Source organism: Pseudomonas sp. NPDC089996 (genome assembly GCF_044748405.1).
GTDB lineage: Bacteria > Pseudomonadota > Gammaproteobacteria > Pseudomonadales > Pseudomonadaceae > Aquipseudomonas.
In genome coordinates, this window is the sequence record NZ_JBIVGA010000004.1 from 317,016 (window position 1) to 338,881 (window position 21,866).

The 21,866-nt window shown below is 63.2% G+C and carries 16 protein-coding genes; 11 read left to right on the top strand and 5 right to left on the bottom strand.

Features of this window, described 5'->3' with window-relative positions; all coding sequences use genetic code 11:
- Position 1 precedes the first annotated feature (1 nt).
- Genes secB through ACIPW4_RS09275 form a run of 3 tightly spaced genes read right to left on the bottom strand, consistent with a single transcriptional unit; the run spans position 2 to position 1,196 of the window.
- Positions 2-487 (bottom strand): protein-export chaperone SecB, encoded by a 486-nt coding sequence (secB, locus tag ACIPW4_RS09265; RefSeq protein WP_012312355.1) that lies wholly within the window; start codon positions 485-487, stop codon positions 2-4.
- Between the two features lie 39 nt (positions 488-526).
- Positions 527-781, bottom strand: a complete 255-nt coding sequence (grxC, locus tag ACIPW4_RS09270) for a glutaredoxin 3 (RefSeq protein ID WP_003249204.1) — start codon at positions 779-781, stop codon at positions 527-529.
- A 1-nt stretch (position 782) separates the two neighbouring features.
- Positions 783-1,196, bottom strand: coding sequence for a rhodanese-like domain-containing protein (locus tag ACIPW4_RS09275; RefSeq protein ID WP_400656923.1), 414 nt, complete (start codon positions 1,194-1,196; stop codon positions 783-785).
- Between the two features lie 206 nt (positions 1,197-1,402).
- Here ACIPW4_RS09275 and gpmI point away from each other — a divergent pair, with 206 nt between their 5' ends.
- The 4 genes from gpmI to ACIPW4_RS09295 all read left to right on the top strand — a co-directional run bounded on the left by gpmI (position 1,403) and on the right by ACIPW4_RS09295 (position 6,564).
- A complete protein-coding gene (gpmI, locus tag ACIPW4_RS09280; protein ID WP_400656925.1) occupies positions 1,403-2,938 on the top strand; it encodes a 2,3-bisphosphoglycerate-independent phosphoglycerate mutase in 1,536 nt (511 codons plus the stop codon).
- Between the two features lie 140 nt (positions 2,939-3,078).
- Positions 3,079-4,374 (top strand): murein hydrolase activator EnvC family protein, encoded by a 1,296-nt coding sequence (locus tag ACIPW4_RS09285; RefSeq protein WP_400656926.1) that lies wholly within the window; start codon positions 3,079-3,081, stop codon positions 4,372-4,374.
- Between the two features lie 79 nt (positions 4,375-4,453).
- On the top strand, positions 4,454-5,788 hold the full coding sequence (locus ACIPW4_RS09290) for a S41 family peptidase (protein ID WP_400656928.1): 1,335 nt from the start codon (positions 4,454-4,456) through the stop codon (positions 5,786-5,788).
- 8 nt (positions 5,789-5,796) lie between these two features.
- Positions 5,797-6,564, top strand: a complete 768-nt coding sequence (locus ACIPW4_RS09295; protein ID WP_400656930.1) for a divergent polysaccharide deacetylase family protein — start codon at positions 5,797-5,799, stop codon at positions 6,562-6,564.
- A 210-nt stretch (positions 6,565-6,774) separates the two neighbouring features.
- On the opposite strand, the gene ACIPW4_RS09300 is transcribed toward ACIPW4_RS09295, so the two are convergent.
- A complete protein-coding gene (locus ACIPW4_RS09300) occupies positions 6,775-8,778 on the bottom strand; it encodes a BCCT family transporter (RefSeq protein ID WP_400656932.1) in 2,004 nt (667 codons plus the stop codon).
- Between the two features lie 477 nt (positions 8,779-9,255).
- Here ACIPW4_RS09300 and betI point away from each other — a divergent pair, with 477 nt between their 5' ends.
- From betI to trxC, 7 genes are all read left to right on the top strand, one after another.
- On the top strand, positions 9,256-9,912 hold the full coding sequence (gene betI, locus ACIPW4_RS09305; protein ID WP_400656933.1) for a transcriptional regulator BetI: 657 nt from the start codon (positions 9,256-9,258) through the stop codon (positions 9,910-9,912).
- A 37-nt stretch (positions 9,913-9,949) separates the two neighbouring features.
- Positions 9,950-11,422: a betaine-aldehyde dehydrogenase gene (betB, locus tag ACIPW4_RS09310; protein WP_085677962.1), complete on the top strand. Its 1,473-nt coding sequence runs from the start codon at positions 9,950-9,952 to the stop codon at positions 11,420-11,422.
- 77 nt (positions 11,423-11,499) lie between these two features.
- Entirely contained in the window at positions 11,500-13,197 is a 1,698-nt protein-coding gene (betA, locus tag ACIPW4_RS09315) for a choline dehydrogenase (protein ID WP_400656935.1), read from the top strand.
- 260 nt (positions 13,198-13,457) lie between these two features.
- Positions 13,458-15,200: a potassium/proton antiporter gene (locus ACIPW4_RS09320; RefSeq protein ID WP_400657248.1), complete on the top strand. Its 1,743-nt coding sequence runs from the start codon at positions 13,458-13,460 to the stop codon at positions 15,198-15,200.
- A gap of 35 nt (positions 15,201-15,235) precedes the next feature.
- The gene (gene mscK / locus ACIPW4_RS09325; protein ID WP_400656937.1) at positions 15,236-18,544 is read left to right on the top strand and encodes a mechanosensitive channel MscK; all 3,309 of its coding nucleotides are present in this window, start codon (positions 15,236-15,238) and stop codon (positions 18,542-18,544) included.
- A gap of 162 nt (positions 18,545-18,706) precedes the next feature.
- The gene (gene selO / locus ACIPW4_RS09330) at positions 18,707-20,167 is read left to right on the top strand and encodes a protein adenylyltransferase SelO (protein ID WP_400656939.1); all 1,461 of its coding nucleotides are present in this window, start codon (positions 18,707-18,709) and stop codon (positions 20,165-20,167) included.
- A gap of 128 nt (positions 20,168-20,295) precedes the next feature.
- Positions 20,296-20,730, top strand: a complete 435-nt coding sequence (trxC, locus tag ACIPW4_RS09335) for a thioredoxin TrxC (RefSeq protein WP_400656942.1) — start codon at positions 20,296-20,298, stop codon at positions 20,728-20,730.
- A gap of 76 nt (positions 20,731-20,806) precedes the next feature.
- On the opposite strand, the gene ACIPW4_RS09340 is transcribed toward trxC, so the two are convergent.
- Positions 20,807-21,580, bottom strand: coding sequence for a ParA family protein (locus ACIPW4_RS09340; RefSeq protein ID WP_400656944.1), 774 nt, complete (start codon positions 21,578-21,580; stop codon positions 20,807-20,809).
- Positions 21,581-21,866 lie beyond the last annotated feature (286 nt).

Genomic DNA, 21,866 nt, shown 5'->3' on the forward strand with positions numbered 1-21,866 from the left:
GTTACTGCACAGTCGGCGCTTCGCCAGCTTCCTGCATGCGCTGCATTTCTTGCGCGTACAGGGCGTCGAAGTTGACCGGCGACAGCATCAGGGCCGGGAACGAACCACGGGTCACCAGGCTGTCCAGGGTCTCACGGGCGTACGGGAACAGAATGTTCGGGCAGAACGCGCCGAGGGTGTGGCTCATCGAGGAAGCGTCGAGGTTCTTGATCAGGAAGATACCCGCCTGCTGGACTTCAGCGATGAAGGCCACTTCGTCGCCGTTCTTGACAGTCACCGACAGGGTCAGCACCACTTCATGGAAGTCGCCTTCCAGGGCCTTCTGCTTGGTGTTCAGGTCCAGGGCAACGCTCGGCTCCCAGGTCTGACGGAAGATCTGCGGGCTTTTCGGGGCTTCGAACGACAGGTCACGCACATAGATGCGCTGCATGGAGAACTGAGGGCTGTTGTCTTCTGCAGCAGCGCCGTTGGTCTGTTGGTCAGTCATGGCAGATCCTTATCCTAATGTTTTTGAATGCAGTGCAAATCAGGCCGCCAGCAGCGCGTCGAGCTTGCCGGCGCGCTCCAGGGCATAGAGGTCATCGCATCCACCGACGTGGGTGCTGCCGATCCAGATCTGTGGCACCGAAGTGCGGCCGGCCTTCTGGCTCATCTCGGCGCGGACCTGCGGCTTGCCGTCCACCTTGATTTCCTCGAAGGCCACGCCTTTGCTCTCGAGCAGGTACTTGGCGCGCATGCAGTAGGGGCAGTAGTCGCTGGAGTAGACGATGACGGGCTTCATATCACTTCACCAGGGGCAGGTTATCGGCTTTCCAGCTGGAAACGCCACCGCTCAGTTTGGCGGCGTTGTAACCCGCCTTGAGCAGCTCGCCGCAGATCGCGCCGGACTGCTGGCCCATCGCGTCGACGACGATCAGGGTCTTCTCTTTGTGCTTCTCGAGCTCGGCCATGCGGTTGGCGACCTTGTCCTGCGGGATGTTCAGTGCACCAACGATGTGGCCGGCGGAATACTCCTTGGACGGACGAATGTCGATGACCAGCGCCTTGTCGGCATTGACCAGCGCGGTCAGCTGGCCATTGCTCAGGCTCTGGCCGCCACGGCGCAGTTCATTGACGAGCAGTGCGACCAGCAGAACAACGAAGATCGCCACCAGGATGTAGTGATCTGTCGCGAATTGAATCAGGTGAGCAACCATCAGCGGTGTTCCAGGCGATTGAAAATGCCGGCCAGTATACACAGCCCCCCAGTGCCACCAAAGCCCGAAGGGCCGGCGGTAAAGGTACCTTCATGTTGCCGGCTTGCCTGCGCCGGTCGGGCAACAGGATGATTATTCGCCGCAGATGGCGCATTTGCCCTAAAATGCGTGTCTTTATCATCTTTGAACAACCGTGAGTTTGATTGATGACGAGTACGCCCAAACCCCTGGTCCTGATCATCCTGGATGGCTTCGGCCACAGCGAAAGCCCCGAATACAACGCCATCTACGCCGCCAATACGCCGGTCTATGACCGCCTGCGCGCCACCCAGCCGCATGGCCTGATTTCGGGCTCCGGGATGGATGTCGGCCTGCCTGACGGGCAGATGGGCAACTCTGAAGTCGGCCACATGAACCTTGGCGCCGGGCGCGTCGTCTATCAGGACTTCACCCGAGTGACCAAAGCCATCCGCGATGGCGAGTTCTTCCAGAACCCGGTACTCACCGGTGCGGTAGACAAGGCAGCGGGCGCCGGCAAGGCCGTGCACATCCTCGGCCTGCTGTCCGACGGTGGCGTGCACAGCCACCAGGACCACCTGATCGCCATGGCCGAACTGGCAGCGCAGCGCGGTGCCGAAAAGATCTACCTGCACGCCTTCCTCGACGGCCGCGACACCCCGCCACGCAGCGCACAATCGTCGATCGAACTGCTCGACGCGACCTTCGCCAGGCTCGGCAAGGGCCGTATCGCCAGCCTGATCGGCCGCTACTTCGCCATGGACCGCGACAACCGCTGGGACCGGGTAGCCGCTTCGTACAACCTGATCGTCGACAGCGTTGCCCAATACACCGCCGACACCGCGCTGGCGGGCCTGGAAGCGGCCTACGCCCGCGACGAGAGCGATGAGTTCGTCAAGGCCACGCGCATCGGCGAGGCGGTCAAGGTCGAAGACGGCGATGCCGTGATCTTCATGAACTTCCGCGCCGACCGCGCCCGCGAGCTGTCGCGTGCCTTCGTCGAGCCGGACTTCAACGAATTCCCGCGTGCACGCCTGCCGAAAATGGCGGCCTACATCGGCCTGACCCAGTACTCGGCAAAAATCGCCGCGCCGGCAGCCTTCGCCCCGTCCAGCCTGAACAACGTACTGGGCGAGTACCTGGCAAAAAACGGCAAGACCCAACTGCGCATTGCCGAAACCGAGAAATACGCACACGTCACGTTCTTCTTCTCGGGCGGTCGCGAAGAGCCGTTCGAAGGCGAAGAGCGCATCCTCATCCCGTCGCCGAAGGTCGCCACCTACGACCTGCAGCCGGAGATGAACGCACCACAAGTGACTGATCGCATCGTCGAGGCCATCGAGCAGCAGCGCTTTGATGTGATCGTGGTCAACTACGCCAACGGCGACATGGTCGGCCACACCGGCGTGTTCGAGGCTGCGGTGAAGGCTGTCGAGGCCCTGGATACCTGCGTCGGGCGCATCGTCGAGGCGCTAGACAAGGTCGGTGGCGAAGCGCTGATCACCGCCGACCACGGCAACGTCGAGCAGATGGAGGACGCATGCACCGGCCAGGCGCACACCGCGCATACCACCGAGCCGGTGCCGTTCATCTATGTTGGCAAGCGTAAGGTGCAGGTCCGCGAAGGCGGCGTGCTGGCCGACGTGGCGCCGACCATGCTGAAGCTGCTGGGCCTGGAAAAGCCGGCAGAAATGACCGGTACTTCGATTTTGGTCGACGCCTGATTCAGTGTACCGGGGCCACTTTGCCCCCCTTTGCACATGAATTCCGGACAAACGCCCCGCTGCCCCGGCAGCGAGGCGTTTTTTTTGCCCGCCCGCGCGGGCATACTAGCCCAGTCTCCATCCCTGGTACGCCAAACCCCATGCTACGCGCCCTGATCCTATTAGCCCTGTCCTGCCTGCTCAGCCCGGCCTTTGCCGATGAGCGCGCACAGACCCAGCAGCAGCTGGACGCCACCCGCCAGGACATTGCCGAGCTCAAGAAGACGCTGGGCAAGCTCCAGGAAGAAAAAGCCGGTGTGCAAAAAGACCTCAAGGCCACCGAGACCGACATCGGTAACCTGGAGAAGCAGGTGGAGGCCCTGCAACAAGAACTAAAAAAGACCGAGGGCGAGCTGGAGCGCCTTGATACCGAGAAAAAAAAACTCCAGAGCGCCCGCGTTGAACAACAACGGCTGATTGCCATCCAGGCCCGTTCGGCCTACCAGAACAATGGCCGCGAGGAATACCTCAAGCTGCTGCTCAACCAGCAGAACCCAGAGAAATTCGCCCGCACCCTGTCCTATTACGACTACCTGAGCAAAGCACGCCTCGAACAGCTCAAGGCGTTCAACGAGACGTTACGCCAGCTGACCAGTGTCGAGCAGGACATCTCCCGTCAGCAGGAACAACTGCTGGCCCAGCGCGCCGACCTCGACACGCGCCGTCAGGCGCTGGACGCCGAGCGCAGCAAGCGCCAGCAGGTCCTTGCCAAGCTCAACAGCGATGTGAAAGACGGCGACCAGAAGCTGCAGGCCCGCCAACAGGACCAGGCCGACCTGGCCAAGGTGCTCAAGACCATCGAAGAAACCCTCGCCCGCCAGGCGCGTGAAGCCGAGGAAGCGCGCAAGAAGGCCCTGCTGGCTCAGCAGGAAGCCGAGAAACGCCGCCAGCAGGAAGCCTTGGCTGCCCGTGCGGACAAGGAAGATGCCGAGCCGCCGAAAAAGGCCCGCACCACCCTCGGCCCGCTGGTTTCCAGTGACGGCGCGAGCTATGGCGGTGCATTTTCTGCAGCACGGGGAAAACTTCCGTGGCCGGTCAATGGTCGATTGCTGGCACGCTTTGGCGAAGCCCGCGGCAATGACGCCCGGGCCAAGTGGGACGGCGTGATGATCAGCGCCAGCCCCGGCACCCAGGTTCACGCGGTGCACGGCGGGCGCGTGGTGTTTGCCGACTGGTTGCGTGGCGCTGGACTTCTGGTCATTCTCGACCATGGTAATGGTTACCTGAGCCTGTACGGCCACAACCAGAGCCTGCTCAAGAGTGCCGGCGACATCGTCAAGGCCGGTGATGCCATTTCCACCGTTGGCGACAGCGGTGGCCAGGACAGTGCAGGCTTGTATTTCGCCATCCGCCAGCAGGGTCGGCCCACCGACCCGTCGCAGTGGTGCCGCGGCTGACACATTACTTACGGTGTAGCGCCTTGCGCCGCGCCGATGCTCCGCAGGGAGCGTTTACAGGATCAGGAGTTCGTTCGACATGCTGCACTCGCCTCGCCTCACCCAGCTGGCCCTGACCATCGCCCTGGCGATCGGTGCACCCCTGGCCAGCGCCGCGGAACCGGCGAAGGCTTCGCCAGCCAGACCTGCCGCAGTGCCTGCCACCGAGGTGACCGCCAAGGCGCCCTTGCCGCTGGAAGAGCTGCGCACCTTTGCCGAGGTCATGGACCGCATCAAGGCTGCCTATGTCGAACCGGTAGACGACAAGACCCTGCTGGAAAATGCCATCAAGGGCATGCTCAGCAACCTCGACCCTCACTCGGCCTACTTGGGCCCTGAGGACTTCCAGGAGCTGCAGGAAAGCACCAGCGGCGAATTCGGCGGCCTCGGCATCGAAGTGGGCCAGGAAGACGGCATGATCAAGGTGGTCTCGCCGATCGACGACACCCCGGCCTCGCGTGCCGGCGTGCAGGCCGGTGACCTGATCGTCAAGATCAACGGCGCGCCGACCCGCGGCCAGACCATGACCGAAGCGGTCGACAAGATGCGCGGCAAGATTGGCGAGAAAATCACCCTGACCCTGGTGCGCGACGGCGGCAGCCCGTTCGACGTGACCCTCGCCCGGGCGGTGATCCAGGTCAAGAGCGTGAAGAGCCAGCTGCTGGAGAACGACTACGGCTACATCCGCATCACCCAGTTCCAGGTCAAGACCGGCGATGAAGTCGGCAAGGCCCTGGCCAAGCTGCGCAAGGACAACGGCAAGAAGCTGCGCGGAGTGGTCCTCGACCTGCGCAACAACCCGGGCGGCGTGTTGCAGTCGGCCGTGGAAGTGGCCGACCACTTCCTGACCAAGGGCCTGATCGTCTACACCAAGGGCCGCATCGCCAACTCCGAACTGCGCTTCTCCGCCGACCCGGCCGACGCCAGCGAAGGCGTGCCACTGGTGGTGCTGATCAACGGCGGCAGTGCCTCGGCATCGGAAATCGTCGCCGGCGCCCTGCAGGACCAGAAACGCGCCGTGCTGATGGGCACCGACAGCTTCGGCAAGGGCTCGGTACAGACCGTCTTGCCGCTGGCCAACGACCGTGCGCTGAAGCTCACCACTGCGTTGTACTACACCCCCAACGGTCGCTCGATCCAGGCCCAGGGCATCGTCCCCGACATCGAAGTGCGCCCGGCCAGGCTGACTGCCGATGCCAGCGACACCGACACCTTCAAGGAAGCCGACCTGCAGGGCCACCTGGGTAACGGCAACGGCGGCGCCGACCGCCCGACCGGCAGCAGCAAGCGCAAGGAGCGCCCACAGGATGATGACTTCCAGTTGAGCCAGGCCCTGAGCCTGCTCAAGGGCCTGAACATCACCTCGGGTAAATGATCCACACGATGCGTTATCTGCTGTGTCTGCTGTTCTGCCTGTTGGCCGGCGTTGCGCAAGCGGCGCCGGCCAACAAGGCCTACCTGAGCATCATCATCGACGACCTGGGCCAGAGCCCCGAGCGCGACAGCCGCACGCTGGCCCTGCCCGGGCCGGTCACCATGGCTATCATGCCCGACACCCCGCATGCCACGGACTTCGCCCACCAGGCCCACAAGGCCGGGAAGACGGTGATCCTGCACATGCCCATGGACCCGGCCACCGGGCCCTATGCCTGGCACCCCGGCATTCCCCTCGAAGAACTGGCCCGGCGGCTGGATGCGGCCTTGGCCAAGGTCCCTTATGCAGCAGGCATCAACAACCACATGGGCAGCCGCATGACCGCCCAGCGTGAGCCGATGGCCTGGTTGATGGGCGAGTTGCAGCGTCGGCACCTGTTCTTCGTCGACAGCCGTACCAGTGCGGCCACGGTCGCGGCGGCAGAGGCACAGGCGCAAGGGTTGGCGCATGTTTCACGGGATGTGTTTCTCGATGACGTGCGCACCACCGAGGCGATCAACGGGCAGCTGCAGCAAGGTATTGCCCTGGCACGCAAACAGGGCTCGGCGGTGCTGATCGGGCACCCTTATCCACAGACGCTGGAAGTGCTGGAGCGTGAGCTGCCACGGCTCAAGGGCCAGGGTATCGAGCTGATCAGGCTGCAGCAGATGATTGCCGTGCGCGGTAATCAGGCGATGCCAGGGCATGGCAAGAACGGCCGTTACGCAAATCGCTGATTCTTGCATCGGACACGGTCTTTGTAGGAGCGGCCTTGTGTCGCGAAAGGGCCGCGTAGCGGCCCCAGGGTTTCAGCCATGCAGCACAGATTGCCGGGGCCGCGTTGCGGCCCTTTCGCGACACAAGGCCGCTCCTACAAGCGATCGCGCAGCCTTCAAGGCATAAAAAACCCGCTCAGGTGAGCGGGTTTTTTGTTTGCCTCAGGGCGATCAGCTATATACACGCCCCAGCAACTGGCGGTGGCTCTCGAACTGGTCCAGCACATCCCGCACGATCTGCTCGGGCGCAAAGCCCATCAGGTCGTATTCCTGGCTACCGTTGTGCAGATACACCTCGGCACGGTAGAAGCGCTGGCGCACTTCCGGTTCACCTTCGACCGGTGCCTCGCTCGGCGCGGCCATATAGCCGTCGAGGCTCACTTCGTATACGAACGGGTTGCCCTCGTCCATCATCACCCGCAGGCCCATCATGTTGCGCGACTGGCCAACACGGGTTTCCACCTCGAAGCCCAGGGTCTGCAACTGTGCGGCAGCTTCCTTCAGCGCCGGGCTGACCTGCTTGTCCATGAAACGCTGCACCACGGCCTGGGTCGGCTGCAGTTCCAGCTGGGTCAGGCGCTCGCTGAAGCCGCGGCGGCCACGGGCGGCCAGCTCGGCGCGCTCCTGCTCGACCGCAACGTCCTGCTTCATGGCCTTGTACAGGCCGAACATGAACAGCACCAGCACCACCGAGAACGGCAGGCCGGCCAGCACCACCATGGTCTGCATGGCTTCGAAGTTGCCGGCAAACAGCAGGCCGATGGTGACCAGGGTGATGACCACCGACCAGAACACCACCATCCAGTGCGGGGCGTCTTCGTCGACCTTGCCGCCTTTGCACGAGAGGTTGGCCATCATCACCGCGCCGGAGTCGGCCGGGGTGAGGAACAGCACGAAGCCGACGAATACCGCAACTCCGATCACGATCTTGGCCGCAGGGAAGTACTCCAGCAGCTGGTAGATCGACATCGACGGCTGCTCGAGGGCCGTCTTGCCCAGCTCCACCGCGCCCTGATTGATCACCAGGTCCAGTGCGGTGTTGCCGAAGATCGACAGCCAGGCCAGGGTGAAGCCCAACGGGATCAGCAACACGCCCATGACCAGTTGGCGGACGGTACGGCCTTTGGAGATACGGGCAATGAACATGCCGACGAACGGGCCCCAGGAGATCCACCAGGCCCAGTAGAACACGGTCCACAGGCCCAGCCAGCGCTCGGACTTGCCGGCTTCGCCTTCATACACGTAGAGGTCGAAGGTCTTCAGCACGATGCCATTGAGGTAGTCGCCAACGTTCTGCACGAAGCCGTTGAGCAGGTGCAGGGTCTCGCCCCCCAGCAGCACGAAGATCAACAGGCCGCTGAACAGCATGATGTTCAGGTTGGACAGGCGACGGATGCCGTTTTCCACACCCGACACCGCAGCCACGGTAGCGACACCGGCCATGACCAGAATCACCACCAGCAGGCTGGTCTTGCTGTGGTCCATGCCGAACAGGTACTCGAGGCCGGACGACACCTGCATCGAACCGATCCCCAGGTTGGTCACCAGGCCCAGCAGGGTGACGAACATGCCGAAGATGTCCACGGCATTGCCGGCAGCGCCTTTGACCCAACGCTCACCCACCAGCGGGTACAGCGCCGAGCGCAGGGCCAGCGGCTGGTTGTGGCGGTAGGCGAAGTAACCCACGGCCAGGCCTACCAGGGCGTAGATGGCCCAGCCGTGCAGGCCCCAGTGCAGGAAGGTCAGCTGCAGGCCCTGGCGCGCAGCCTCAAGGCTGGCGGGTGTGCCTTCAGGCGGGTTGAAGTAGTGGTCCAGCGGCTCGGAGGCGCCGAAGTACAACAGCGAAATCCCGATGCCGGAAGAGAACAGCATGCCGGCCCAGGCGCCGTAGCTGAAGTCAGGCTGGTCGTCCTTGCCGCCAAGCTTGAGGCTGCCATAGTCGGAGAACGCCAGGTAGACGACAAACACCAGGTAGCCGCAGATGACCAGCATGTAGTACCAGCCGAAGGTACGCGTCAGCCACTTCTGGGCCACGCCCAGCACCTGGCCGGCGGTTTCGGGTACAGCGATCAGCAAGGCAGTCAGAACGAGGATCATCAGCGCGGAGGTGAAGAACACCACGCGGTTGACCCGTACCCTCTCGGCGGGGGGCTTTGTAAGTGAGGCAGAACTCATTGCACGAATGCTCCGGGCAGTACGGCTGTGGAGGCTAATCAGTCTTTCCCGAGCAATTGGTGGAATATCCCCACTGCATCAGGTGTTATAAAAGCACCCTGGAAACCGTGATCCCGAATCGATACGTTGCAAAAAAACAGACAGGTGACCTGCTGCAAATGCCACGCCTCGAATGAGGTGCGCGCATTCGTCACAGATCACCCCGCCCGCTCCAAGGGCCTGTCGCAGGGCCAGTGACCGTACGGCAGTATCTGCATTTCGCATCGCTCATGCCCGTCAACGCCTTGTATTCCGGGGGTTACGCGATTTCCTGGGGTGTCAATCCGTGCCGCACTGGCCGCTCGAAAGAGTGTCAATGGCACAAATTGTCGCAGAGCTTATTCTTTATTGATTGAACGTTCAATCAAAACAAAATAGACTGGTCCTCGCCGAGTCAGCCGCCTGTCGTCTGCTCGCAGGGCCTGAGGAGATAGCAAGATGCCCAAGGTCGGTATGCAACCCATCCGCCGCCAGCAATTGATCGAAGCCACGTTGCTGGCGGTCGATCAGGTCGGACTGGGGGACGCCAGCATTGCGCTGATTGCCCGTTTGGCCGGTGTGTCGAACGGCATCATCAGTCACTACTTTCGGGACAAGAACGGCCTGATCGCAGCGACGATGGGTTACATCATGAACATGCTCAACGACGGCGTCAGAGCACGTCGCCAGGCCCTGACGGACGACAGCCCGCGCGCTCACCTGAAGGTGATCATCGAGGGCAACTTCGATGCCAGCCAGGTGAACGGCCCGGCAATGAAAACCTGGTTGGCCTTCTGGGCTTCCAGCATGCACCAGCCCGATTTGCACAGGTTGCAGCGGATCAACGATCACCGCCTGTATTCCAACCTGTGCTGCCAGTTCCGCCGCGCCCTGCCGCTTTACCATGCGCGCAAGGCAGCCCGCGGCCTGGCAGCCCTGATCGATGGCCTTTGGCTGCGTGGTGCCCTGTCGGGGGATGCCTTCGACACCGACCAGGCAATACGGATTGCATACGAATACATGGATCTACAACTGGCTAAACAGCACACCCTGGACACAACCGACCAGGCCGCTGATCAAGCACGCACGGCGCTTGCCAACCCGGCAGGAGCGTGACGCGCAGCCAACCACACACTGCACTTGCGAGGACACTATGGCCCGTTTCGGAACGCAAAAACTCTACATTGATGGCGCTTACGTCGACGCTGGCAGCGATGCCACCTTCGAAGCCATCAACCCGGCTACCGGCGAAGTCCTCGCCCACGTGCAACGTGCCACCGAGGCTGACGTCGAGAAGGCCGTGGAAAGCGCCGAGCGCGGCCAGAAGGTCTGGGCGGCGATGACCGCCATGCAGCGTTCGCGCATCCTGCGCCGCGCCGTCGACATCCTGCGCGAGCGCAACGACGAGCTGGCCATGCTGGAAACCCTGGACACCGGCAAGTCGTATTCGGAAACCCGCTACGTCGACATCGTCACCGGCGCAGACGTGCTGGAGTACTACGCTGGCCTGGTACCGGCCATCGAAGGCGAGCAGATCCCGCTGCGTGAGTCGTCCTTCGTCTACACCCGCCGCGAGCCCCTGGGCGTGACCGTCGGTATCGGCGCGTGGAACTACCCGATCCAGATCGCCCTGTGGAAGTCCGCCCCGGCCCTGGCCGCTGGCAATGCGATGATCTTCAAGCCGTCGGAAGTCACCTCGCTGACCACCCTGAAACTGGCCGAGATCTACACCGAAGCCGGCCTGCCGAATGGCGTGTTCAACGTGCTGACCGGCAGCGGCCGTGAAGTCGGCACCTGGCTGACCGAGCACCCGCGCATCGAGAAAGTCTCCTTCACCGGCGGCACTACCACCGGCAAGAAAGTCATGGCCAGCGCCTCGAGCTCGTCGCTCAAGGAAGTCACCATGGAACTGGGCGGCAAGTCGCCACTGATCATCTGCGCCGACGCCGACCTGGACAAGGCCGCCGACATCGCCATGATGGCCAACTTCTACAGCTCGGGTCAGGTCTGCACCAACGGCACCCGCGTGTTCATCCCGGCTGAAATGAAGGCGGCCTTCGAAGCCAAGATCGCCGAGCGCGTTGCCCGCATCCGCGTCGGCAACCCGGAAGACGAGAACACCAACTTCGGCCCGCTGGTCAGCTTCCAGCACATGGAAAGCGTGCTGGGCTACATCGCCAAGGGCAAGGAAGAAGGTGCCCGCGTGCTGTGCGGCGGTGAGCGCCTGACTGCCGGTGACTTCGCCAACGGTGCCTTCGTGGCCCCGACCGTGTTCACCGACTGCAGCGACGACATGACCATCGTCAAGGAAGAGATCTTCGGCCCGGTGATGAGCATCCTCACCTACGAGACCGAAGAAGAAGTCATCCGCCGTGCCAACGACACCGACTACGGCCTGGCCGCGGGTGTCTGCACCAACGACATCTCCCGCGCCCACCGCATCATCCACCAGCTGGAAGCCGGTATCTGCTGGATCAACGCCTGGGGCGAGTCGCCAGCCGAAATGCCGGTTGGCGGATACAAGCAGTCGGGCGTTGGCCGTGAGAACGGCGTTAGCTCGCTGGCTCAATACACTCGCATCAAGTCGGTCCAGGTCGAGCTGGGCGGCTACAACTCGGTTTTCTAAGCCCTGTCTAGCCACGCCCGTGCCGCTGCGCACGGGCGCTCCCGCTCCCTGATCACCGCCAACACGAGGGTACCTTCATGTCCCAAGAATTCGATTACATCATCGTCGGCGCAGGCTCGGCCGGTAACACCCTGGCCACCCGCCTGACCGAAGACGCCGGCGTCACCGTGCTGCTGCTGGAAGCCGGTGGCCCCGACTACCGCTTCGACTTCCGCACCCAGATGCCGGCCGCCCTGGCCTTCCCGCTGCAGGGCCGCCGCTACAACTGGGCCTACGAGACCGACCCGGAGCCGCACATGGACGGCCGCCGCATGGAGTGTGGCCGTGGCAAAGGCCTGGGTGGCTCGTCGCTGATCAACGGCATGTGCTACATCCGCGGCAACGCCATGGACTTCGACGGCTGGGCAGAACTGCCAGGCCTCGAGGACTGGACTTACCTCGACTGCCTGCCCTATTTCAGAAAAGCTGAAACGCGGGACATCGGCCCGAACGACTACCACGGCGGCGAAGGCCCGGTCAGCGTCGCCACGCCGAAAGCCGGCAACAATCCGCTGTTCCACGCCATGGTCGAAGCCGGCGTGCAGGCCGGTTACCCGCGCACCGAAGACCTCAACGGCTACCAGCAGGAAGGCTTCGGCCCGATGGACCGTTCGGTGACCAAGAACGGCCGCCGCTCCAGCACTGCCCGTGGCTACCTGGACCAGGCCAAGAAGCGCCCGAACCTGACCATCGTCACCCACGCCTTGAGCGACCGCGTGCTGTTCGACGGCAAGCGCGCCGTTGGCGTGACCTACCTGGTTGGCGACAGCGAAGAGCGCGTCGAAGCCCGTGCCCGCAAGGAAGTGATCGTCAGCTCCGGCGCCATCGCGTCGCCGCAGCTGCTGCAGCGCTCCGGCGTCGGTCCGCGCGCGCTGCTGGAAAGCCTCGACATCCCCGTCGTGCATGACCTGCCGGGCGTCGGCGAAAACCTGCAGGACCACCTGGAACTGTACCTGCAGTACGCGTGCACCCAGCCGGTGTCGCTGTACCCCTCGCTGCTGTGGTGGAACCAGCCGGCCATTGGTGCCGAGTGGATGTTCAAGGGCACCGGTATCGGCGCCAGCAACCAGTTCGAGGCCGGTGGTTTCATCCGCACCCGCCCCGAGTTCGAATGGCCGAACATCCAGTACCACTTCCTGCCGGTCGCGATCAACTACAACGGCTCCAACGGCGTGAAGGAACACGGCTTCCAGGCGCACATGGGTTCCATGCGTTCGCCAAGCCGCGGCCGCATCCAGGCCAAGTCGAAGAACCCGCGCCAGCACCCAAGCATTCTGTTCAACTACATGGCCACCGAGCAGGACTGGCAGGAATTCCGTGATGGTATCCGCCTGACCCGCGAAATCATGGCCCAGCCGGCGCTGGACCCGTACCGCGGCCGCGAGATCAGCCCCGGCGAGCACGTGCAGACCGACGAAGAGCTGGACAAATTCATCCGCGAGCACGCCGAAACCGCCTTCCACCCGTCCTGCTCGTGCAAGATGGGCACCGACGACATGGCAGTGGTCGATGGCGAAGGCCGTGTGCACGGCATGAAGGGCCTGCGTGTGGTGGATGCGTCGATCATGCCGATCATCATCACCGGCAACCTCAACGCCACCACGATCATGATCGCCGAGAAGATCTCGGACAAGATCCGCAACCGCAAGCCATTGCCGCGCAGCACTGCCAAGTACTACAAGGCCGAAGGTGCGCCGGTGAAGGGCAAGCCGATGCGCGAGGTGAAGCAGGCCTGATGACTTTGGGGCCGCTTCGCGGCCCTTTCGCGACACAAGGCCGCTCTTACAAGAACACGCGTTCCCTGTAGGAGCGGCCTTGTGTCGCGATCGAGGGCAAAGCCCTCGCTTAGGCCTCAAAATGAAAAAGGCACCCACCGCGGTGCCTTTTGCACATCTGCAGAAACGCTTTACAGGCTGCCAATTCATCAGGTTAGAATCGATTGGCACGCGACTTGCCAGTCAGTCCTTATTCCCGCGCCACCCCGGAGTACCTGCCCTTGGATGCCAGCACCATCAACAGCCTGTTCCTGATCGGCGCATTGCTGGTGGGCGCAAGTATCCTGGTCAGCTCACTGTCGTCTCGCCTGGGCATCCCGATCCTGGTCATCATCCTCGCCGTCGGCATGGTCGCCGGTGTCGATGGTGGCGGCATCATCTTCAACAACTACCCGACCGCCTACCTGGTGGGCAACCTGGCGCTGGCCGTGATCCTGCTCGACGGTGGCCTGCGCACTCGGGTGGCGAGCTTCCGCGTGGCGCTGTGGCCGGCGCTGTCGCTGGCCACCGTCGGCGTGATGATCACCACCGCGCTCACTGGCCTGGTGGCCGCCTGGCTGTTCAACCTGAGCCTGATCCAGGGCCTGCTGATCGGCGCCATCGTCGGTTCCACCGACGCCGCGGCGGTGTTCTCGCTGCTCGGCGGCAAAGGCTTGAACGAGCGGGTCACCGCCACCCTGGAAATCGAGTCGGGCAGCAATGACCCGATGGCGGTGTTTCTCACCGTCACCCTGATCGACATGATCGCCAGCGGCCAGACCGGCCTGCACTGGAGCCTGCTGACCCACCTGCTGCGCGAATTCGGCATCGGCGGGTTGGTGGGCCTGGGCGGTGGATGGCTGATGCTGCAAATGGTCAACCGGATCAACTTGGCCGGTGGCCTGTACCCGATCCTGGTGGTCGCTGGCGGCCTGGTGGTGTTCTCGCTGACCAACGCCCTGCACGGCAGCGGCTTCCTCGCGGTCTACCTGTGCGGCCTGGTGCTGGGCAACAAACCGATCCGCAGCCGCCACGGCATCCTGCACATGCTCGACGGCATGGCCTGGCTGGCGCAGATCGGCATGTTCCTGGTGCTGGGGCTGCTGGTCACGCCCCACGACCTGCTGCCGATCGCCTTGCCGGCGCTGGGCCTGGCGCTGTGGATGATCCTGGTGGCGCGACCGCTGTCGGTGGTTGCCGCGCTGCTGCCGTTCAAGGCCTTCCATGGTCGCGAAAAAGGCTTCATTTCCTGGGTGGGCCTGCGCGGCGCGGTGCCGATCATCCTTGCCGTGTTCCCGCTGATGGCCGGCCTGCCCGACGCCCAGCTGTTCTTCAACCTGGCGTTCTTCATCGTGCTGGTGTCGCTGCTGGTGCAAGGCACCAGCCTGCCGTGGATGGCCAAGCTGCTGAAGGTTACCGTGCCACCAGACCCGGCGCCGATTTCCCGCTCCGCGCTGGAGGTGCACATCACCAGCGAGTGGGAGCTGTTCGTCTACCGCCTGGGTGCGGAAAAATGGTGCATCGGCGCCGCCCTGCGCGAGCTGAAAATGCCCGAAGGCACACGTATTGCCGCACTGTTCCGCGCCGAACAGCTGCTGCACCCGTCCGGCAGTACCGTGCTGGAAGTGGGCGACATGCTTTGCGTGATCGGCCATGAGCACAACCTGCCGGCCTTGGGCAAACTGTTCAGCCAGGCACCCCAGCGTGGCCTGGACCTGCGCTTCTTCGGCGACTTCGTGCTCGAAGGCGACGCCGAGCTGGGTGCGGTGGCCGCGCTTTATGGCCTGAAACTGGACGGCCTGGACGCGAAAATGCCGCTGGCGCAGTTCATCCGACAGAAGGTCGGAGGCGCTCCAGTAGTAGGCGATCAGGTCGAATGGCATGGCACGATCTGGACCGTGGCGACCATGGACGGGAACAAGATCCAGAAAGTCGGCGTCAGATTCCCCGAAGGAACGCGACCCGGACCAGGATTGTTCCTCTAAACTCCGTTTCCGCCTGATCCACAAGTAGTCTGCCTATGTCCTTGCGCGTGTACCTTCGCACAGCCCTGTTCGGGTTGTGCCTGTCCCTTTCTTTCGCGGCAAACGCGGCAGAAGCTCCGACCACCGCCAGCATCCAGCACAGCCTCGACAAGATCGCCGAGCGCAAGCTGCCCGAGGCCGACCAGAAGGCCCTGCAACAGGTGCTCGAGCAGACCTTGAGCCTGCTCAACGGCAAGGAAGACAGCGAGAAGAAGCTGGCCGCACTCAAGCAGCAGCTCGCCAGCGCCCCCAAGGAAAGCAGCGACAGCCAGAAAGAACTGGCCAAGCTCAAGGACAGCAAGCCGCAGCCGGTCGCCCAGCGCTATGCCAACCTGAACGTGCCGCAGCTGGAGCAGATGCTCAACGAGCGCAACACCCTGCAAGGTGAACTGCAAAAGGCGCTGTCCGACGCCAATAGCCTGATCATCAACTCGCAGACCCGCCCGGAACGCGCTCAGGCCGAGATCAGCAGCAACCAGACGCGCACCCAGCAGATCAACAACATTCTCAAAAGCGGCAAGGACGGCGGCAAGTCGATCAATGCCGACCAGCGCAACCAGCTCGCGGCCGAACTGGCGTCGCTCAACGCCGTGACCCTGCTGCGGCGCCAGGAACTGGCGGGCAACGGCCTGTTGCAAGACCTGGGCAATGCCCGTCATGACCTGCTGATCGAGCGTGCTGCACGCCTGGAACAGGAAATCCAGGACCTGCAGACACTGATCAACGAAAAGCGCCTGGCGCAGTCCCAGGAGACCGTCACCCAGCAATCGATCGAGGCGCAGAAGGCCGGCGGCAGCAGCTTGCTGGCCAGCGAAAGCGCGGCCAATCTCAAGCTTTCCGATTACTTGCTGAAAAGCACTGACCGCCTCAACGAACTGACCCAGCAGAACCTGCGCACCAAACAGCAGCTCGACAGCCTGACCCAGGCCGACCAGGCGCTGGACGAGCAGATCAGCGTGCTCAAAGGCAGCCTGCTGCTATCGAAGATCCTCTACAAGCAGAAGCAGGCGCTGCCACACCTGAAGCTCGACCGTGACCTGGCCGACCAGATTGCCGACATCCGCCTGTACCAGTTCGAGATCAACCAGCAACGCGAGCAGATGAGCAGCCCGGTGACCTATGTCGACAAACTGTTGGCCAGCCAGCCGCAGGAAGACGTCACCCCGGCCCTGCGCAAAGCCTTGCTGGAAGTGGCGATCACCCGCAGCGACCTGCTCGAACGCCTGAACCGCGAACTGTCGGCGCTGCTCAACGAATCGATCACCTTGCAGCTCAACCAGAAGCAACTGCTCGGCACCGCACAGGGCCTGCGCACCACCCTGGATGAGCAGATGTTCTGGATCCCCAGCAACAAGCCGCTGGACTGGGACTGGTTGAAATATGTTCCGGAGCGCTTTGCCAAGCAGGTGGCCGACTTGCCGTGGGGCTCGGGCCTGAAGGAGCTGGGCGACGGCCTGAGCCAGCGCCCTTTGCTGTTCCTGCCGTTGCTGCTGGTGATCGGTGCACTGCTGTGGCGGCGCAAGTACCTGTACCAGCGGCTGAGCAAGGTGCACCAGGATATCGGCCACTTCCGCCGTGACAGCCAGTGGCACACGCCGCAGGCGATCCTGATCAACATCCTCCTGGCGATGCCGGTCAGCCTGGGCCTGGCGCTGTGCAGCTACGCCCTGCAGATCGACGCCCGCGGGCAGAACGCCAACCTCGGCGCCGCGCTCTGGCAACTGGCCCAGGCCTGGCTGGTGTTCTACACCGCCTACCGCATCCTCGCCCCGGGTGGCGTGGCGGAAATCCACTTCCGCTGGCACAAGCCGCAGGTCGAGTTCCTGCGTGGCTGGGTGCGCCGGCTGGGCACCGTGGTGCTGGCGCTGGTCGGCGTGGTGGCGGTCGCCGAACACCAGCCTTCGGCGCTTGCCGACGATGTGCTGGGCATCGGTGTGGTGCTCACCTGTTATGCGCTGATGGCCTGGCTGCTCAGCCGCCTGCTGGCGAGCAGCCCGGCTCACCGCGACACTTCGTTGTTCCGCCGAGCCGTCGGGGTAGCCTTCACCGCCCTGCCGATCGCCCTGTTCGTGGCGGTGTGCTTCGGCTATTACTACACCGCGCTCAAGCTCACCGACCGCCTCATCTACACCCTGTACCTGCTGATGTTCTGGCTGGTGATCGAGGCGGCGTTCGTCCGTGGCCTGTCGGTGGCGGCGCGACGCCTGGCCTACCAGCGCGCGCTGAGCAAGCGCCAGGCGGCCAAGGAAGGGCTGGATGGCGAAGTCATTACCGAAGAGCCGACCCTGGACATCGAACAGGTCAACCAGCAGTCGCTGCGCCTGATCCGCCTGGCCTTGCTCGGCGGCTTCATCGCCGGACTGTACTGGGTATGGTCGGACCTGATCACGGTGTTCTCCTACCTCAACAACTTCACCCTGTACGAGTACACCAGCGGCACCGGCACCGCCGCCAGCATGGTGCCGATCAGCCTCGGCGACCTGCTCGGCGCGCTGGTAATCGTCGGCATCACCTTCGCCTTGGCCGGTAACTTGCCGGGCCTGCTGGAGGTGTTGGTACTGTCGCGCCTGAACCTGGCCCAGGGCAGCGCCTACGCCACCACCACGCTGCTGTCTTACACCATCGTCGGCATCGGCATCGTCAGCACCCTGTCGACCCTCGGGGTCAGCTGGGACAAGCTGCAGTGGCTGGTGGCCGCGTTGTCGGTGGGCCTGGGCTTCGGCATGCAGGAGATCTTCGCCAACTTCATCTCCGGCATCATGATCCTGTTCGAGCGCCCGGTGCGGATCGGCGACACCATCACCATCGGCAACCTGTCCGGTACGGTGAGCAAGATCCGCATCCGCGCCACCACCATCACCGACTTCGACCGCAAGGACATCATCGTCCCCAACAAGACCTTCATCACCGGCCAGTTGATCAACTGGTCGCTGACCGACACGGTCACCCGAGTGACGCTGAAGCTGGGTATCGACTACGGCTCCGACCTGGACCTGGTGCGCGACCTGCTGCTCAAGGGCGCCCACGACAACCCGCGGGTACTCAAGGACCCGGAGCCGATCGTGTACTTCCTCAACTTCGGCGAGAGCTCGCTGGACCACGAGCTGCGCATGCACGTGCGCGACCTCGGTGACCGCAATCCGACGCTGGACGAGATCAACCGCTACATAAACCGCGAGTTCAAGGCCCATGACATCAAGATCTCGGTACGCCAGGTCGAGGTATTCCTGATGGACACCAAGGGCGGCAAGCAGCAGTTGATCCCGGTGGAGCAACCTAAACCGGATGGCACTGCTTCGGCCTGAGTGGGCTCGAATGCTTTATTCTGTGCGCAATCCTTGCGAGGGCATCGCCCTCGTTCGCGGGCGTGCCCGCTCCCACAGAGACCGCGCATTACCTGTGGGAGCGGGCATGCCCGCGAAGGGTCGCGCAGCGGCCCCAATGGCACCGATCTCCAGGAGCAGCCCGTGAAAGCCCTCGACCAACTCATCTTCGACAACCGCTTCGCCCGTCTGGGCGATGCGTTCTCCACCCAGGTCCTGCCCGAGCCGATTGCCGAGCCGCGCCTGGTAGTGGCGAGCGAGTCGGCCATGACCCTGCTCGACCTCGACCCGGCCCAGGCCGAATTGCCGGTGTTCGCCGAGCTGTTCAGCGGCCACAAGCTCTGGGAAGAGGCCGACCCGCGAGCAATGGTCTACTCCGGCCACCAGTTCGGCTCCTACAACCCGCGCCTTGGCGATGGCCGCGGCCTGCTGCTGGCCGAAGTGCTGAATGATCGGGGCGAGCACTGGGACCTGCACCTCAAGGGCGCCGGCCAGACACCTTATTCGCGCATGGGCGACGGCCGCGCCGTGTTGCGTTCATCGATCCGCGAATTCCTCGCTTCCGAGGCCCTGCACGCGCTTGGCATCCCCACCAGCCGGGCGCTGTGCGTGGTCGGCTCGAGCACCCCGGTGTGGCGCGAAACCCGCGAAAGCGCGGCGATGCTTACCCGCCTGGCGCAGAGCCATGTGCGCTTCGGGCATTTCGAATACTTCTACTACACCAAGCAGCCGGAACAGCAGCGCGTGCTGATCGACCACGTGCTGGAGCAGCACTATCCCGAATGCCGCATTGCCGAGCAGCCGTATCTGGCGATGTTCCGCACCATCGTCGAGCGCAATGCCGAGCTGATCGCCCGCTGGCAGGCTTATGGCTTCTGCCACGGGGTGATGAACACCGACAACATGTCGATCCTAGGCATTACCTTCGACTTCGGTCCGTTCGCCTTCCTCGACGACTTCGACGCCAACTTCATCTGCAACCACTCCGACGACCGTGGCCGCTACAGCTACGCCAACCAGGTGCCGATCGCCCACTGGAACCTCAGCGCACTGGCCCAGGCGCTGACCACGGTGATCGAGGTGGAGCCGCTCAAGGAGGCGCTGGGCCTGTTCCTGCCGCTGTACCAGGCGCACTACCTCGACTTGATGCGTCGGCGCCTGGGGCTGACTACCGCAGAAGACGACGACATGGCACTGGTCGAACGCCTGTTGCAGCGCATGCAAAGCGGTGGCGTGGACTACAGCCTGTTCTTCCGCAAACTGGGCGATCAGCCCGTCGCCGAGGCACTGAAGGTGGTGCGCAACGACTTCATCGACCTTGCCGGCTTCGATGCCTGGGGCGTGGATTACCTGGCCCGCTGCGCGCGTGAAACGGGCAACGACGAAGGGCGGCGCGAACGGATGCATGCGGTGAACCCGCTGTACGTGCTGCGCAACTACCTGGCGCAGAAGGCCATCGAAGCGGCCGAAGCGGGTGATTACAGTGAAGTGCGGCAGCTGCACCAGGTGCTGAGCAAGCCGTTCGAGGAACAAGCCGGGATGCAGGCGTATGCCGAGCGCCCTCCAGAATGGGGCAAGCATCTGGAGATCAGCTGCTCATCCTGAATCCTGGGGCCGCTGCGCGACCCTTTCGCGACACAAGGCCGCTCCTACATAACCGCGCGATCCTGTAGGAGCGGCCTTGTGTCGCGAAAGGGCTGCACAGCAGCCCCAAAAAATCTCAAGGAGTTAAAATGTCCGACCCACTGGTTATCCCCTGCCCTCACTGCAACGGTCTCAACCGCCTGCCGGCAGCGCGCCTGGGTGACGCCCCGAAATGCGGCCGCTGCAAACAGGACATGCTACTGAACGCGCCCTTCGAACTGACCGAAAACAACTACGCCAGCCAGATCAAAGGCGACCTGCCGCTGCTGATCGACGTCTGGGCCGACTGGTGCGGCCCGTGCAAATCCTTCGCCCCCACCTTCGAACAGGCCGCACGCCAGCTCAGCGGCCGCTGCCGCCTGGCCAAGCTGGACAGCGAAGCCAACCGCAACCTGGCCGGGCAACTGGGCATCCGCTCGATTCCCAGCCTGATCCTGTTCAAGAACGGCCGAGAAATCAGCCGCCAGGCCGGAGCGTTTCCACTACAGTCGTTACTGGATTGGGTGCGTAGTCAGGGGGGTTAGAGGGGCAGGGGCTTAAGGTGCATGCCTTGAGCCAGATAGCGCCTATGAGCCCTGACAAGACCTCAAGCCAGGCTTTTCAGCCATTCTCCTCAAGCAAATCGTGCAATTCGACAAACTGCTGGGTCAGCTTGTGCCGCGGTTCCAGATGGATCAGCGGCAGGCTGGCATGATGCGACTCGCGCATCTTTACCGAGCTGCCCAGATACACCGGTAACACCGGTAGCCCCTCGGCCAGCAGCTCTTCGAGCATTTGCTGGGGCAGGCTGGCACGGGACTGGTACTGGTTGACCACGATGCCTTCAACCTCAAGGTCTTCATTGTGGTCTTCCTTGAGCTCTTCGATTTCGGCGAGCAGACCGTACAGCGCCTGACGCGAGAAGCTGTCGCAGTCGAAGGGAATGAGCACGCGATCAGCAGCGATCAGTGCGGAAACTGCGTAGAAGTTGAGGGCCGGAGGCGTGTCGATGTAGATCCGCTCATAGTCCTCGTCCAGCTCGTCGAGCAACTTACGCAGCTTGTTGATCTTGTGCTTGGCTTCCAGCTTGGGCTGCAGGTCGGCCAGCTCCGCCGTAGCGGTGACCACATGCAGGTTGTCGAACGGGGTTTCGTAGATGTCGACCTTGTTCTTCTTGCTGAACGGCCCACTGGACAGGCTCTGCTTGAAGAAGTCGGCAATACCCATGGGGATGTCGTCGCCGGTCAGGCCGGTCAGGTACTGGGTCGAGTTGGCCTGGGCATCCAGGTCGATCAGCAAGGTCCGATAACCTTCGCTGGCGCTCACTGCCGCCAGGTTGCACGCGATACTCGACTTGCCCACGCCACCTTTCTGATTGAACACCACGCGCCGCATGATTGACCTCCGTGTATCAACGAATGCCCGAGTATGTGGCGCCCCGGCTGCATTGGCCAGCATTCTCGATTCAAGTTGGGCACGCTCCGACCGACAACCTCACCCTGACCGGTTGTCGGAAATCGCGTACAGAACGATCAGCGAACGCCATGTCCAGCCGAAGGCAATGTCTGATTGAAACAGTATGCATTGATACATGACCCCGGCACCGGGATAATGCGCGCCACTCGATGAATGCGCCAACCCTGCCAGGTCGTTACGCCGAGTCATTCCCTCGGCATGGAAG